Here is a 16412-nt window from a genome sequence, read left to right as displayed (position 1 = left end):
CGATACCTACTTGTAACCTCTTGGCATCGATTTTTAAATATAGTGCGAGTAACCCTAATATTTCATTGGCAAACTTTATAGAAGGTACATATTTTGGAAAAAATTCAAAGTGATCAAATGAGTGAATCAACGACGAATTTACTCGACTATACAACGCGTTGTATTCAACACGCGGGTACAGAAGCATTCTATCTACCGTTTTTTGAAATGATTAAACATTATTTTGGTGCGGACCAATGTTCGGTCTTTTTCTTGGGAGAGCGTTCTACTATCGAGTGTTTGCTTTCGCGTGATTTTCACGACGATTTACTTGCTCGTAATTTATCGAATGCTTACGTCGAAGGCGCTTACAATTACGATCCAAATTACCCGCTATTAAATGCTTTACCTATTGGTGAAACAACCATATCGCATTTTCAAGATTTCAAAATTGGTATGGTAGATAGTTACCAGGAGCATTTTTTTAAACAAAGTGACCTCGCTGATAAGGTGAGTATCTTAACGGCTGATAAAGTGGGTAAATATTATATTAACCTTTATCGTCGCAAAGGCCGTCAATCTTTTATGGAGCAACGCCTTTTTAATGATCCTAGTGAAGCAAACTTATTGGCTGCCATTATTAGCCAGCATTTTCGTTTAACTAAACAAATTAGTAATGATGGACCTTTATCGTTTCTTTCAGAAAGAGAACGCCAAGTTTGCCAAGGTATTTTGTGTGGTAAAAAAATGGAAGCAGTGGGAGCTGACGTAGGTATTGCAACCAGTAGCGCGATCACCTATAAAAAACGCGCTTTTATCAAGCTCGGGATAACAAGTCGAACCTCCTTGTTCAACTTGTGCCACAGAAGCATGGTATTAGAGAGTTAAAAGTGATCTATTGATTTGCTGGGATCATAAACGTATCGAAGAACTCAGCTAGTTTCTCATGTTCATCTAACGCTAATATATTGCCAATGTGTTGATCAGGTCGAACAACAACCATACAACCTTGCTCACGGTTTATACCACGTAGTTCAAAAACATCATTACCTGGCTCTGCATGGAAGACTTTCTCATAATCTCTTAACCCATAGATACCTTTAGCGGGCCATAGGAAGTCATGCATATTCTCAATTGACAAGTCTGGTTGCTGGAACACTGCGTAGACATCTAATATTGAGTCAATGTCTGCATCCGCTGGTGTATATCTTTTGACAGGTGATGAGTCTGCCGTCGCTAAAAATTCTACCAATTGATACGCCGCAGAGGAGCTGTCACCTGGATTTTGTTTATTACCAAAAATAAAGATTCTCCATCTGCCATCGGCTTTATTTAAATGACCTAAATGTTCTCTTCTACCATCTGCAACACGAATAGCTTCAGCAGAATGAAAACGTTGACCAATTTTTAAGGCGGTTGCTAATTGTTGATTTTCTGCTCCCATGCAAATGTATGAAGGGTTGTATTCAATTGAGGTACCGGAAACAAAGCCATTTTGTCTGGCCATAAATTTTTCAATATCTGCGGTATTAGTTTTGGCTTCTGGAGCACTTTTATTCGACGTTGGTTGTGTTGCAACCAATTTTGATAATTGTCTATCTGCTTCTATCAACTGCAACGCCACTTTACGACGTTCAATGGCATAGGTTTGTAATAATTCAGGCTTACACTTACCCTGTAAAACGGACGCGACTTTCCAACCGAGATTAAAGGTATCCGGTAAAGACGTATTTAATCCCCAACCGCCTTTAGGGCTGTGAGTATGACATGCATCGCCCGCAACAAATGCGCGTGGAATACGACCATCAGGGTTATCTAGAGGAGTATCATCAAACTTTTCAGCAATACGTTGGCCCACTTCATAAATAGACCACCAAGCGACTTCTTTAACATCGAGTTTATACGGGTGCATAATTTGCTGTGCTTTAGCAATCACATCTTCTGCTTTAAGGTTGAGATCTGCGGCGCGTTGATCTTTACCTAATAACCCAAGCTCAATATAAAACCTGACTAAATACCCACCTTCACGGGGGATAGTCATTACCGCGCCAAATTCTTTTGATTGAATAAAGCTTTTAACACGAATATCAGGAAAGTCAGTCACTAATAATAGATCCATTACACCCCAAGCTTTATTCGCAGAATCTCCCTTTAAGTTAATTGATAGGCCACGGCGAACTGAACTCCGAGCACCATCGGTTCCGACAATATATTTAGCTTTCACGATTTCTATTTTTGGAGAGTCAGAACCATCATTTAATTCAAATTTTGCTGTAATAGGATGCGCATCTAAATCTTGAGTTAAGTCTTGATCAACCGTTAACTCAATGAGTCGTCGACTATAATGAGGAACCAAACCAGTCACAGAGTTTTTCATGCCCTCTAATAACAATTCATGCAGACGTGCTTGGTTGACAATACCATGTGCAAATTCAGACAAACCAATGCGCGCATCGGCTACTTTATGTGTGCGTTTAATTTTGTCTGGGTGCTGACTGTCTGGCTCCCAAAATGTATTCTGATTTAATCGATATGCTTCTTTAACAATCATTTCACTGCTATTAAAGCCTTCCATAATCTCAATAGTACGGCATGATATTCCATCGGCACGTCCAAACTGTAGTGGTCCATCTTCTAAATCAGCAATACAGGTTGTAATATCATTAAATTCAGACAGCTGTCTTGCCATTGTTAGGCCTGCAGGTCCACAACCTACAATCAATACATCGACCTCTTTTGGTAGGTCGACAATAGGTGGAGTAGGGGCCGGCTTTCTAATCGAATCTGGAATTTGATAGTTACCAGGTTTAAAACCATTCAAGTGGTATTGCATAAAATAATCTCCTAACTCATCAATAGTCTGTGCTGTAAATAGTGTTTTTTTATAGTAAGTAACTCTATATGAATTGGTCCATTCAGATTGTCATCTAAAAAAGGGGACATATAAAAAGAAGAATTAATAACCTATCTAACACTTTGAAATTAAATAACTAAATGATTTCACTGTAATCAAAATTAGTCTCAGTGCCTACCCTTAACGACCTTCAAGCAAGCTAAAGTGTTAACTAGATCTCCACTAATAAGGATTGAGATGTATTTGTTATTCGATGAGGTAGTTTGAGCAAGGTGATTTGCCGTCGAGCAGGGCTCATTATGAGCTTAACTGCATTGAGATCGCTCCCATATAACAACTGCTACGACATAGCCCACAACCATTACACAAATCTTCGTTGAGTACTGGTAATTCACCATCTTCAATTGAGATCGCAGCCTGTGGGCAAGCCATTTGGCAGTGTTGACACTCCATTTGCAGATAGTTATTACAGGTGTTGGCAAAAACAGGATGAAGGTTTATCTTGAGTGGCATCGATGCATGCAGCGCTCCTGTTGGGCAAGCCTTAAGGCATTCATCGCATAAGCTACATTCATTGTAATCGAGATTGAGTTTGGCGACACCATCGCTCATTTCTATTACGCTATTGGGGCATGCTTCTTGGCATTCCCCACAGTTATCACAAAGGCGAAGAAACAATACTTCATTAACCGCGTAAGGTGGGCGAGGTTGACTATGCGGTGTTATCTCTGGCGCACTATTGCAAGCCTGAATCGGTTGATACAAACGTAACAGAAAATTTCGACGGTTATTATCGATTGATTCAGTCATAAATGTGTACTTTTTTAGGAAGAACATTCATATTTTTTTCTGCAATTAATAGTTGAAGCCAAGCTTGCGTATCATTTGCCATGTGTTTATAGAATAAATTCGGTGATTTTTTATTTAACTGTTGGAGATATGCTAGCCCCCATGGCAGTAAATGTACTTCCATTAACTCGATTGCAGCTTGCTGCTTATCTTGTTCAATCAAATAGGCAAAAGCCAATAACATTAAACCAAATTGATCTTCCGGCTCACGCACTCCCGTATTCAGAGACATCGCATTTAGCTGTAAAAATTGTCGGTACGTTAACGTCGATTCTCCAAATAGCACCCGTTCTTTATCTAAATATACTGAGCCCCATGGCGGTACTGGCATATCACCAAGTCCCTCGAATAGTATCGAAAAGTCGTTGTGCAATTGCGTTTTATCAATTGCAATGGCGGCTTCTAATGTTTGTTTTTCTAATACTTCCTCATCAACTAAAGCTGAAACTAATGTTATTAACTCTGTTTTTGAACAGTGTTGATAAAATAATGTACCCAATAATTTGGCCGTATCGACAATCATTCCCATTACCTTTATTTTTGATATTTTAAGCTAGTTTACTTACTTAACTGCTTGTTTCTATGAGTCACTACACAATTATTCACGGTTATAATTATTTAAGAGGGAGTATTGATTTTTATCAATTAAACCATATTAAAAGTGTGTCTTTTTGTTTTGATAATTATATATTTCTTATCACTAGCAATATAAAAGGCATATCTTTATGACGAATATAATTGAAGAATCTGGTGTATTGAATATTACTCGGCGGGGCTTTATTAAAGCCTCTTCTGCGGTAGTTAGTACTGCCGCATTAGCGAGCGGAATAAGTCTACCTTTTAGATCTAATCCTGTTGCAGCTGCTGTCTCTGACCAAGTTGACGAAAAAGTGGTATGGAGTGCCTGTACGGTGAACTGCGGATCTCGCTGCCCACTTAGAATGCATGTGCAAAATGGTGAAATAAAATACGTAGAAACAGACAATATCGGTAACGATGAGTATGGCGACCATCAAATTCGCGCATGCCTTCGAGGTCGTTCAATGCGTCGCCGTGTTTACAATCCTGATCGTTTAAAATACCCAATGAAACGTGTTGGCAATCGAGGTGAAGGTAAGTTTAAGCGTATTACATGGGAAGAGGCGTACGATGAAGTTGCCGGTACCATGCAACGCCTGATTAAAGATTATGGAAATGATTCAATATACCTCAACTATGGTACGGGTACATTAGGGGGCACTGTTACTAAATCTTGGCCGCCCAAAGCAACTTTAATTGCGCGTTTAATGAATTTATGTGGTGGTTATCTTAACCATTATGGTGATTACTCTACTGCACAAATCTCAGCAGGCTTGAACTACACCTATGGTGGTTGGGCATATAACAACTCTTTCTCGGATCTTGAAAACACTAAACTTAATATTCAATTTGGTAATAATCCAGCCGAAACTCGCATGTCGGGTGGTGGTCTGATCCATCACTATGTTGAAAGCAAAAATCGCTCAAATGCTAAAACGATCATTATTGACCCTCGATACACTGATACTGCTGGTGGCCGTGAAGATCAGTGGATCCCAATCCGTCCTTCTACCGATGCAGCATTAGTAGCGGGCCTTGCCCACGTGATGATCACAGAAGACTTAGTCGACCAAGCCTTTCTAGATAAATATTGTGTTGGTTATGATCAGAAAACCTTGCCGGCTTCAGCGCCTAAAAATGCTGATTACAAATCATATATTTTAGGTCAAGGTGACGATGGTATTGAAAAAACACCTAACTGGGCATCTAAAATCACTGGTATTCCAGTTGATACGATTATAAAACTTGGCCGTGAAATGGGCACTAATAGACCATGTGCAATTCACCAAGGGTGGGGATTACAACGCTCTGCAAATGGAGAGTTAGCTTGCCGCGCTATTGCGATGCTGTCGATGCTGACGGGGTCCGTGGGCGTTTCTGGTGGCTCAACTGGTGCTCGTGAAAGTGATATCAATATTCCGTTCGTTCGCTTTCCACAAGTAGACAATCCGATCCAGACTTCGATCTCAATGTTCTTATGGACCGATGCGATTCACCGTCATCACGAAATGACAGATAAAACCGATGGTGTACGCGGGGCCGAGCGCCTACAAAATCCAATTAAAATGATCTGGAATTATGCAGGTAACTGTTTGATCAACCAACATTCTGATATCAATCGAACTCGTGAGATCTTACAAGATGACAAGGCCTGTGAAATGATTGTGGTTATCGACAATCATATGACCTCGTCGGCTAAGTACGCTGACATCATTCTTCCTGACTTAACCACTTCAGAGCAAGACGACTGGTGTATGGATGGTAAAGCCGCCAACATGCCTTATTTTATCTATGCACAAAAAGCGATTGAGCCTCAATTTGAAGCGAAGAGTATTTATGAGATGTGTTCTCAACTTGCAAAACGCATGGGCGTAGAACAAGCGTTTACAGAAGGACGTACTCAAGAGCAATGGATAGAGCATTTGTATGCTGAAACACGTAAGCAAGATCCATCACTGCCAACCTTTGAAAAGATGAAAGAGATTGGCATCTACAAACGTAAATACGATCATCATTACATCGCCTATGAAGCGTTCCGCAAAGACCCTGATGCAAACCCATTAAATACACAAAGTGGCAAAATTGAGATTTACTCTGAACAATTAGCTGAAATTGCCAAAACCTGGAAGCTTAAAGAAGATGAAGTGATTCATCCTTTGCCTATTTATGTTGACTCCTTTGAGGGACATAAAGATCCATTGACCTCGATGTATCCATTGCAGTTAACCGGCTTCCACTTTAAAGCACGTTGTCATTCAACCTACGGAAACGTAGCTGAGCTTAAAGCGGCTGCTCGTCAAGAGGTATGGATCAATCCTATTGACGCTAAAGAGCGTGGTATTGAACACGGTGATATGGTGAGTATCTATAACGACCGCGGTGAAGTGCGTATTGCAGCTAAGGTAACGCCTCGTATTTTACCTAGAGTAGTAGCACTAGGTGAGGGGGCTTGGTATGCACCCGACGGCCAAAAAGTTGACCATGCCGGTTCGATTAACGTGTTGACAACTCAACGCCCAAGCCCGCTTGCTAAGGGTAACCCTCAGCACTCGAACCTTGTTCAAATCAAAGCAGTACAAAAAGCGTAAGGTAGGTTTAAATGAAACAATACGGATTTTATATTGATTCAAGTAAATGCACAGGTTGTAAAACTTGCCAACTTGCTTGTAAAGATTATCGGGACTTAGACATTAAACAAAACTACCGACGCGTGTACGAGTATGAAGGTGGTAGTTTTGTTCAAGATGGTGATACCTGGCTACAGAAAGATGTGTTCTCTTATTATCTTTCAATTGCATGTAACCACTGTTCAGATCCTGCATGTGTCAAAGTATGCCCATCTGGTGCGATGCATAAACGCGATGAAGATGGTTTTGTAGTGGTTGACGAAGATATTTGTATTGGTTGTCAACATTGCAGTAATGCGTGTCCTTACGGTGCACCTCAGTTCAACAAAGAGGCCGGTCATATGACCAAATGTGATGGCTGCTATGAACGTGTTGCCGAAGGAAAACAACCTATGTGTGTCGAGTCTTGTCCACTGCGTGCGTTAGAGTTTGGTGAAATCCATATTTTGCGAGAAAAATACGGTACCAATGCTGACGTGGCACCACTGCCATCATCCAGCCTAACACTGCCAAACATTGTTATTAAGCTGAACAAAAATGCAAAACCAACGGGTGATACCACTGGTTTCTTAGCAAATCCAAAGGAGGTATAAGATGATTTTTCATGAGTGGTCTTTGATCTTCTTTACTGTGTTGGCACAAACCGCAGTAGGGGGATATTTACTAGTCAGTAGCCGAGCATTGGCAATGGGGCATTCGGTAGAGAAGATAAACAGTTATAAAGTACCCATGTTTGTTCTTTGGGCAATTATGGGTATTGGTTTTATATTCTCTACTACCCACTTAGGCTCACCTCTACGTGCGTTCAACGCATTCAATCAACTTGGCACAGCATGGCTATCTAACGAAGTGTTTTTTGGTGCGGCATTCTTTGCTGTAGGTGGTTTGCAATGGTTGTTATCTGTACTTAAAAAAGGGGGGGCCAACCTGCAAAAAGCATTGATGGTGGTTGCGATGGTGTTAGGCACTATCTTCATGTATTCCATGGTCAAGGTTTACATGATTGATACGGTACCCACTTGGTTTAACATTTATACACCTATCAGTTTTGTCATGACTATAGTTGTCGCAGGGTTACTGCTGTCTCAGTTTGTGTTTGTTTCAGCGAAGGACAGTCGCTTCAGTATAGATCGCAACATTGCTATATTAGCGATTGTCGCTATTGCGCTTAGTCTGTTAGCAACCATCGGCAAAGCAAACCTAATTGGTGATATACAGTCCTCAGTAGTTAAAGCATCTGAACTGGTGGATGGACTTGGTTCTTACCTATTGATACAAGTGGCGTTGTTAATGCTTGGTTTATTGTTTTGGATTGTCCCTCTTGTCAATAAATCTTCTGTAAGCTCTATCACTTTATCCGTTGCATTGGTTCTGGTATTAGCATCAGAGTTGGTTGGCCGCGGTTTATTTTACAGTTTACATATGACATCTGGTTTATAACTAAGTGAGCTCTACGATAAATAAAAGTTGTACGATAAAACAGAAAAATTAAAGCTTGGTGCAGTTGGAGTTATAGCTGTGCCGGTGTAGTTATACTGATGTAGTTGTAATGTGGCTAAGCAATTAGCCACAAAGTTATCGTTAATCGTTCCGTACTCGGTTGTTCAGATTAATGTTAAAACTTGGAAAGAGCATGTACGATTTAGGGCAGTACTCTGTTACTGAATAACAAATAACAAATAACAAATAACAAATAACGAATAGCAAATATTAGATCATAAAATGAAAGGCTTCCCCTATAACTCTTGCCAATTACTCCTGTTCTTCAGTGAGCGTATTTTTTTATATTTGGCAGATTCAACTTTGATTTTCATTGGCGTATAAAATTTGATGAAAATGACCAAAACAGCTCAACAGATTTATTATCATCACTTACAACCTCATCTAATAAATTCATCGCTTATAGCCTGAATAGCTTATGACTCTTTTATCTTATGCGTTGAGCTGAATATATTGGTCTTAATATTTATTTTTCTTAGGTAGGCTCCAAGGGAATAACCACGCTTGAATCCAGTGAATAGACTTAAATAATAATAAGCTAATACCTGCTAAGAAAAATAATCCTGCGAAAGCTTGCGGTATTTTAAAGAAAGACGTTGAGAATTGAATAAAGTAACCAAGTCCTTCTTCAGCTGCAACAAATTCTGCGACAACAGCCCCTATAATTGCTAACGTAATGGACACTCGTAAACCAGTAAAAATATGTGGAATCGCATAGGGAATGCGTATTTGCCAAGTTTCTCGATATTGTGGTGCACGTAATGACTTGCTTAATTCTATCATTTCTTCCGGTGTTTCCGACATGCCTGTTGTTGCAGAGACCACAATAGGAAAGAAGGTAATTAAACACGTGATTAGAATTCGAGAAGGATCATCTGTTCCCAAGATAACAATGATCAACGGCGCAACGGCTACCACTGGCGTTGATTGAATAACAACCAAGACAGGGTATAAGGTTCTACTCAAGAGTTCAGAGCGAACCATACAAATAGCTAAAGGGATCGCGATCAAAATAGACAGAGCAAACCCTATCAACGCAACTCTTAATGTTGCACCAAGGTGCGTCATCCAACGAGAAAACTCTACGTTAAAAAATGCTGAAACAATCGAAGAAGGAGAAGGTAATATATAGTTTGGTACTTCAGCTAATCGACAAATCACCTCCCAAATTGCGATAAAACAGATAAAGAAAATAACAGATGCGAAACGATAGCATTGCTGATTTAACCAAGATTTAGGCTTGTGCTTGGGGTTCATAAATATGGCCTCTAATTAGGTTCGTTAATTGTGTAAAGCGAGGTTCGTTAATTGTGTCACTGGTTCTTGGCCTAGGAATATCTACCTCGATTAAATCCAACACAGTCCCTGGACGTTCACTCATCACCAAAATACGATCTGATAACAGCACTGCTTCACTAATTGAATGCGTAATAAACAGAACTGTTTTTGGTGCAGCTTCCCATATTTTCAAAAGCTCAAAGCCCATTTGCTCTCGTGTTAATGCATCTAATGCTGAAAAAGGTTCATCCATTAATAAGATATCTGGGTTGAGTAATAGTGCACGAGCTATTCCCAAGCGTTGCTGCATTCCACCAGAAAGTTGATCGGGCATTTTGTTTGCAAATTGTTCAAGGCCAACCATCTTAAGCAACTCGTCTGCTCGCTGTTCATCTTTTTTCGAATAGTTTCCATATTTATGCTTTAAAGGAAACAAAATATTTTGCTTTACTGTTAACCAAGGCAGAAGGTTCGCTTTTTGAAATACGATCCCTACATCATCACGGGGCTCTGTCACGGGAAGGTTAAAAACAGAAACTGCTCCGTGAGAGGGAATAAGCAACCCTGAAACCATACGAAGTAAAGTCGATTTACCACAACCCGATGGTCCTACAACCGCAACAAATTCATGACGATGGATATCTAAATCAATGTTTTGTACCGCCATTGGAGCATCTGGTGATGGGTCATAACGATGCCCTACCGACTTCATGCTCACATAAGCTTTCGAGTTCTTTGATTTCATTATGTTACTCCGGTAAATATTCGAAATTAACTACTTTTATTGGATCTAATGTATCGTTCTCGAGACCATTTGCTAAAGCAACGTATTTCCACGTTTGTGTAATTCTTTGTGGTGAAAACACACCAAATCCATCTTGCTCAGTAATGTCGTTGTAAACTAAGTTGGTGACACTTTTTATCTGAGCGCTAATAGCTTCAGCATCAACCTCAGGAACAATTGAGTTTATTGCGGTTCCTGCTTTTCCTGGATTAGCGTAAGCGAATTCGATAGATTTTTTGAATGCTTTCACAAAACGTTCTGCAACGTCAGGACGCTCTTTTAAGAAGTCTTCAGATGCGAGTAGAGAATAACTGTAAAGTGATAAACCTTCGTTTGACCAAGGCATACTCATAATTTCTTTACCGGCACTGGCAGCCTGACTTTTAAACAGTTCTGAATTGGTAGCCCAACCGATCACTGCATCTGTTCTACCAGTAATCATCATTGGGCCTAATGTGCCCGGATCAGTTTTTACTAATTTGATATCGTCTTCTGTTAAATCATATTCTTTTAATACTAGGGGTAAGAATCCATTAGACGAAGAAAATGGTGAAGTCGCGACTTTTTTCCCCTTCAAGTCTTTGATACTAGATATACCTGAACTTTTTAAAGTGAAAAATGTATGAGGAGCTTGAGTAAAATAGGGAAGTACAGCTACAACTGGCACATTCTCTTGTGCTCTTGCAGCCATTAGAGCACCAATATCTGCATTACCAACATCCGAGCTACCAGTGGCAAGTTTAGTGATTGCGTCCGTTGAACCTCGACCACTTGAAATGGAAACCTCTAGATCTTCTGCTTCAAAAAAGCCTTCTTTAATGCCAACATAAACAGGAACGCTATCTGCACCTGGTAACCAGTCCAGTTGAAAAGTCACTTTATCTGATGCCATCGCTACAGAGCTTGTGATCATACTTGCGATGACAGTGTATTTAAATAATTTGTTCATAAATCATATCCTTATTAATATTAACAAAATCAGAAACATTGATTGCTACCGTGACGACGGTAGCGTATACCTTTAAGTTACTCGGTGTTGATTACCAAAAGCCAATATGATCAGCTGCAATTTCATCTTCTAATTCAGGGTACGGACCACGTACTTTCACTTTTCGTTGTCCCGCATCAAATACATCGCGACAGGCAAGATCAAGGGTTAAATTTTCTGGGTTATCGCCAGTCATTACTGCTAATCTTTTTTCAGTTAAACCAAAAACCACATGGCCGATACCCGCCCAATAAATAGTGCCTGCACACATGCAGCAAGGTTCTACAGAAGTGATTAAAGTACATTCCTCAAGAAACTCTGGCGTATATTGACGTGAAGCCGCTCGAGCTACATTTGCTTCTGCATGGCCAACACCTTTATCTTCTTGGAAAGTATTACCTGAAGTTAGGAGGGTTTCTCCTTTTGGACCAACCAAAAGTGCACCAAAAGGGTGGTTACCGCTATTTACACTTTCTTTAGCTAATTTGATAGCCAGTTGTAAATTAATAATATCATTGTTCATAAATATTCTCTTTTGTGGATTGATTCATTAAATCTGTTTGTACTATAAGAGAGTAATTCTGCTTTAGAAACTAGAACGTTTAGCGCTCTGTGTGCTAAAATTTAGAACGGTATTTTTTATTAGGCGAATCTATGCCAGCTTTAACCAAAGAAATTAGATCATTTGTGGTCATTGCGCATGAAAAGTCTGTGCGCAAAGCAGCGGAAAAATTGCATATTGCGGCATCAGCGCTCAGTCGACAAATAAAAATCCTCGAGGAAGACTTCGGTTGCAAACTACTACTTCGGCTTCCTAAAGGTATTGAACTCACGGAGCAAGGGCAGGCACTCTACAAACAAGCTCAGAAATGGGTTGCAGAAGAGAACCGTTTTCGTAGAAGTCTAGAGGAAGGGCAAAAACAGCATCTACTGCAGCTACGTATTGGCGCTGTCGGGTGCTTAAGCCATACTTTTTTACCTAGGCTCTATAAGAAAATATCCTCTGAGTTAGGTCATGTTCGTATCCATTTTAAAACTGGCGATACTCAAACGCTGACCGACTTACTGTTAAATAACGAATTGGATTTCATTATTGCGTTTAATGTCGCGAGAAATGAAAAGATTCATTTTGCTGGTCAATATATGAGTAAAATTGGTTTGGTTCACCTCCCAGGATTATTAGGTGAACACAAGCAGTCGATAGAACTCCATGATTGCTTAAAGTGGCCGCTCTGCTTTCCAGATGTAAACTTATCGGTTCATACTCGTTTATATTCAGAAATTTTAAGACAAAAAAGCAGTTTCGATATTGCAGCGACAAGTAACTCTTTTCATTTACTCGCAAATTTAGTGATCAATGGCGTTGGTGTTAGTTTTATGACGTGGTACGACATTGAAAAACAGGTGCAAGATGGAGAATTAGTCTTCACGCCTCTGACTGACAAACGATTAGAAGAAGAGTTATGTGTTTGCTTACCATCGACAGTGACAATCAATGAGCAAACACAGATAGTGATAGATAGTATTCACGAAGTCATTCAGCTCTATCAACACCCAGCAGCACAGTAATTATTATTAAATTATTATAAATAAAATCTTTTGATACGTTTTTACTTGTCTGTAATTAGTGGTGATAGTGCTTGAGAGAAAATCTCATTGCTCAATGATGCTAAATGAAAAACTTGAAGCCGAATCACTGCATTACGGTGAATAAATGCATGAATAAATTCACGCTGCGTGACCAAGAGAAAGTGAATGCGCAGTGGCAAATGGTTTGCCTTGTTCATGTTGTTGAGAAGTTAAGGAATAGTTTACATTAAGCCAAGGGCTCAGCCCTTTAGCTTCAATAATACAGTCTAATTACCCTCATAAACGTCTTTACAACTCAATTTAATCAATCATTTATTGAAAACTCAATAATCTATTTGAATCTAAAGTAAATATAAAATACTGTGTTTTTATAATTAAAATTCGGACTGAGAATGAGAAATTCTACAGCCTCGTTAGCTGTACATGGAGAATTGTAGCAGATGAGCAAACCGAGAATATTTATAGGGTCTTCAGTTGAGAGTTTACCTATTGCTGATGCAATAGCAGAAAACTTAGAATTTGATGCTGAAGTTACGATATGGCGAAGTGGGACATTTAACTTATCAAGCAACACTTTAGATGATCTAATTCAAAAATCAAAATCAGTAGATTTTTCTGTATTTATATTTTCGCCTGACGACTTAGCAATTATGCGAGCAAAAGAGCGGTATGTTGTCCGCGACAATGTTCTTTTTGAGCTTGGTTTATTTATAGGATCTATTGGCAAAGATAGATGTTTTATTATAAAGCCTCGTGGTATTGAGTTACATTTTCCAAGTGATTTACTTGGCATTACTCCCACAGACTATGATCCTAATCGCTCCGATGACAACTTAACATCCTCATTAACTTATGCTTCTACACAGATAAAAAGAGAAATGAATAACAAAGGTGTTTTTAAAGAAATAATTACAGCCAAGGTTCAAAAACTTGACGTAAATAATGTGTTAAGTGAAGTTTCTGAAACAGACTTAATCATTCTTAGCTCTTTATTAGAAAGCTACAATAATGACGTAGAAGGATGTGCTTGTTGGGATTTACCAAATAAAATACAAAGGAAAATTTCTCCAGCAACATTAAACCTTGCAATAGTAAAACTCCAAAGAGTTGGCTTAATTGAAAAAGAGAATACTAATGATTTTAATGGTAACGAATACTTCAGCTATAGGTTAACTGATTACGGTGTTGATATTTGCTTGAAGAACGAACAAAAAATTGAAAAACTATTTGCCCAAAAGCCTGTACCACAAAAAGCCCCAAAATATTAACGTGGCTCAGTACTAAAAAGTAGTCGACACATAAACTTTGAGGACTCGTAATGACTCTTTTATCTTTAGTTATGCAGCTAATACATGCTAAGAGGTAGTTTTTATGGCTCAGTCTCGCTAATCTCAAGTAAATATAAAATACTGTGTTTTTATAATTAAAATTCGGGCTGAAAATGAGAAGTTCTACAGCCTCGTTAGGCAAATGGAGTTACCAATGAATATTGCAATTTTAACTTTTGAAGGCTTCAATGAGCTGGATTCGTTTATTGCCGCAAGCATCATGAACCGTATGAAGGAGTTTGGATGGAATGTACAAATCACATGCCCATCAGAGTCTGTAACCTCGATGAATGGTGTTACTGTCCTTGCACAACAACCTCTTGAATTCGCTAATACTGCCGATGCTGTTTTATTTGGTAGCGGCATACAAACTCGTAAAATTTCACAAGATTCTAGTATTTTAAATCGCTTATTTTTAAATCCTGATAAACAATTAATATGTGGGCAATGCTCAGGAACACTTTTGTTATCAGTATTAGGGTTACTTAACGATGTTCCCGCGTGCACTGATTTAACGACAAAACCTTGGGTAATTGATTCTGGCGTTGATGTCTTAAATCAATCATTTTTCGCAAAAGAAAATATAGCTACCGCCGGTGGCTGTCTAGCTTCTAAATATCTGGCAACATGGATTATTAGTAAATTAGCCAATAAAAGCTCTGCTGAAAATGCAATTCACTATGTCGCACCAGTTGGTGAAAAAGATGCAACTGTAAGGCATTGTTTGTCAGTTGTATCTCCATACATTTAAGTGGCTTGGCCGGCCTATAAACCATTGAACAGGACAAAATATAGCTTTCTGTTTTCTTCATTCACAAATTTTGGCAAACAATTTTTTGCATCGTATTTTTTGCATCGTAATAGTGCATTAGGAATCTATAAGATATGACGATTATCTACGAATTTTCAGATGAGCATATAAAGCAAGTTCATCAATTATATAAAGAAGTCTGGTGGGCTAAAGAGCGCTCGTTAGAAGATACAATCGATTGTGTAAAAGGCTCTCAAATTTGTATTGGAATACTCGACGATGACAGTAACTTAATTGGCTTTACTCGTATCATTAGCGACTTTATTTACAAGGCAATTATCTTTGATGTGATTGTAAGTAATAGTTGTCGTGGCAATGGGGTAGGGCATAAAATGATGAGTCTTATTAAAAACCATGAAAAGTTAAAAAAGGTAAAGCATTTCGAGTTATATTGCTTACCTGAAATGGAATCGTTCTATTCGAGTTTTGATTTTTCGACTGATGTCGGTGGCATTAAATTAATGCGTTGTATGAATGCCTGAAAAACTGCTTCAACGCAAAATAACAGGTGTCGTTCTCTTTGCTACACATTTTAGTCAACTGTAACTCACCACTTAATACTGTGTGAGATGTTTGATCTCACTTCATTTTAACAGCTTAATAAGATTAAATTTTTAAAGGTGTTTTTTTGAGAAACAAAAATTATCTCGACGAGTTAACGTTTTTATTAATTAAAGAGTTTGTGCCAGTAGGTTATCAAATCACTCAAAAGGTCGAGCTAGATACCATCCCTGAAAGCGCTAAATATGAAGCGTTAAACTTTCATCTTAATGATCGACGTATTATTTATCGCAAAGGCAAAATTACCTCAGATAGACCAGGTGCTTTTTTGGCTGTTTGGCAACGTCCTCCTTTAGAGAATTTAACAAGTAATAAACCTAAACCTATACCATTAACATCTGATGATCTTGATTATTTATTTATACATGTAGAGAGCCATTCGAATATTTCGGAAGGGATTGAGCATAGATCCAAATATGGAATGTTTATCTTTCCTGTTTCTCTTTTAATTGAAAAAGGGATTTTAGCTTCAGTAAAAAATAAAGGAAAAACTGGCTTCAGAGTATTTCCGCCGTGGAGCGAAGATAGAGGGGATGATGGTACTAAGGTGTTTTCTGAGTCAGGCAAGAAAACCGAACGCTGGCAAATTCCATTTTTTCTAGATATTGATGAAAATGGTTTAATAAACCCCTGTGAATTGAAAAAGCTGCTTCAAATATAAAGTACGTCACTCACACCTAACAA

16 protein-coding genes are annotated in these 16412 nt (G+C 38.8%); 9 read left to right on the top strand and 7 right to left on the bottom strand.

All coding sequences use genetic code 11. The features are described from left to right. The first annotated feature begins 93 nt into the window (after positions 1–93). A complete protein-coding gene (locus MT391_RS17595) occupies positions 94–867 on the top strand; it encodes a helix-turn-helix transcriptional regulator (protein WP_299662621.1) in 774 nt (257 codons plus the stop codon). Positions 868–874: 7 nt separating this feature from the next. On the opposite strand, the gene MT391_RS17590 is transcribed toward MT391_RS17595, so the two are convergent. The 3 genes from MT391_RS17590 to MT391_RS17580 all read right to left on the bottom strand — a co-directional run bounded on the left by MT391_RS17590 (position 875) and on the right by MT391_RS17580 (position 4205). After that, positions 875–2812, bottom strand: coding sequence for an FAD-dependent monooxygenase (locus MT391_RS17590; protein ID WP_499499256.1), 1938 nt, complete (start codon positions 2810–2812; stop codon positions 875–877). 318 nt (positions 2813–3130) lie between these two features. After that, positions 3131–3643 (bottom strand): ferredoxin-type protein NapF, encoded by a 513-nt coding sequence (gene napF, locus MT391_RS17585; protein ID WP_499499254.1) that lies wholly within the window; start codon positions 3641–3643, stop codon positions 3131–3133. Further along, on the bottom strand, positions 3636–4205 hold the full coding sequence (locus tag MT391_RS17580) for a TorD/DmsD family molecular chaperone (protein ID WP_499499252.1): 570 nt from the start codon (positions 4203–4205) through the stop codon (positions 3636–3638). Before MT391_RS17580 ends, napF begins: the two co-directional genes overlap by 8 nt. Before the next feature lie 202 nt (positions 4206–4407). Here MT391_RS17580 and MT391_RS17575 point away from each other — a divergent pair, with 202 nt between their 5' ends. Genes MT391_RS17575 through MT391_RS17565 form a run of 3 tightly spaced genes read left to right on the top strand, consistent with a single transcriptional unit; the run spans position 4408 to position 8328 of the window. Further along, complete coding sequence (locus MT391_RS17575; protein ID WP_499499250.1) at positions 4408–6849, top strand: DmsA/YnfE/YnfF family dimethyl sulfoxide reductase; 2442 nt, start codon at positions 4408–4410, stop codon at positions 6847–6849. 11 nt (positions 6850–6860) lie between these two features. Further along, the gene (locus MT391_RS17570) at positions 6861–7481 is read left to right on the top strand and encodes a DMSO/selenate family reductase complex B subunit (RefSeq protein WP_299662607.1); all 621 of its coding nucleotides are present in this window, start codon (positions 6861–6863) and stop codon (positions 7479–7481) included. Between the two features lies 1 nt (position 7482). Beyond that, positions 7483–8328 (top strand): dimethyl sulfoxide reductase anchor subunit family protein, encoded by an 846-nt coding sequence (locus MT391_RS17565; RefSeq protein ID WP_499499248.1) that lies wholly within the window; start codon positions 7483–7485, stop codon positions 8326–8328. A 519-nt stretch (positions 8329–8847) separates the two neighbouring features. On the opposite strand, the gene MT391_RS17560 is transcribed toward MT391_RS17565, so the two are convergent. The 4 genes from MT391_RS17560 to MT391_RS17545 form a co-directional block, all read right to left on the bottom strand. Further along, positions 8848–9645, bottom strand: coding sequence for an ABC transporter permease (locus MT391_RS17560; RefSeq protein WP_499499246.1), 798 nt, complete (start codon positions 9643–9645; stop codon positions 8848–8850). Then, the gene (locus MT391_RS17555; RefSeq protein ID WP_299662581.1) at positions 9623–10411 is read right to left on the bottom strand and encodes an ABC transporter ATP-binding protein; all 789 of its coding nucleotides are present in this window, start codon (positions 10409–10411) and stop codon (positions 9623–9625) included. Before MT391_RS17555 ends, MT391_RS17560 begins: the two co-directional genes overlap by 23 nt. A 4-nt stretch (positions 10412–10415) precedes the next feature. Continuing rightward, entirely contained in the window at positions 10416–11399 is a 984-nt protein-coding gene (locus MT391_RS17550; RefSeq protein WP_499499244.1) for an ABC transporter substrate-binding protein, read from the bottom strand. A 91-nt stretch (positions 11400–11490) separates the two neighbouring features. Then, positions 11491–11961, bottom strand: a complete 471-nt coding sequence (locus tag MT391_RS17545; protein WP_299662574.1) for a nucleoside deaminase — start codon at positions 11959–11961, stop codon at positions 11491–11493. Between the two features lie 131 nt (positions 11962–12092). Between MT391_RS17545 and MT391_RS17540 the strand changes: the two genes are divergently transcribed. From MT391_RS17540 to MT391_RS17520, 5 genes are all read left to right on the top strand, one after another. After that, positions 12093–13007, top strand: a complete 915-nt coding sequence (locus MT391_RS17540) for a LysR family transcriptional regulator (RefSeq protein WP_299662571.1) — start codon at positions 12093–12095, stop codon at positions 13005–13007. 461 nt (positions 13008–13468) lie between these two features. Beyond that, positions 13469–14296: a TIR domain-containing protein gene (locus MT391_RS17535; protein WP_499499242.1), complete on the top strand. Its 828-nt coding sequence runs from the start codon at positions 13469–13471 to the stop codon at positions 14294–14296. Between the two features lie 214 nt (positions 14297–14510). Next, the gene (locus MT391_RS17530; RefSeq protein ID WP_499499240.1) at positions 14511–15107 is read left to right on the top strand and encodes a DJ-1/PfpI family protein; all 597 of its coding nucleotides are present in this window, start codon (positions 14511–14513) and stop codon (positions 15105–15107) included. 134 nt (positions 15108–15241) lie between these two features. After that, positions 15242–15649 carry a GNAT family N-acetyltransferase gene (locus MT391_RS17525; RefSeq protein ID WP_499499238.1) on the top strand — a complete coding sequence of 136 codons (408 nt, stop codon included), beginning with the start codon at positions 15242–15244 and terminating at the stop codon, positions 15647–15649. A gap of 146 nt (positions 15650–15795) precedes the next feature. Further along, on the top strand, positions 15796–16389 hold the full coding sequence (locus MT391_RS17520) for a MepB family protein (RefSeq protein WP_499499237.1): 594 nt from the start codon (positions 15796–15798) through the stop codon (positions 16387–16389). The last annotated feature ends 23 nt before the right edge of the window (positions 16390–16412 follow it).

The sequence above is a fragment of the Vibrio sp. 1-Bac 57 genome (assembly GCF_037546855.1).
Classification (GTDB): domain Bacteria; phylum Pseudomonadota; class Gammaproteobacteria; order Enterobacterales; family Psychromonadaceae; genus Psychromonas.
Note: the sequence above shows the minus strand (reverse complement) of the source record. Positions and strands in the feature narration are given on the sequence as shown.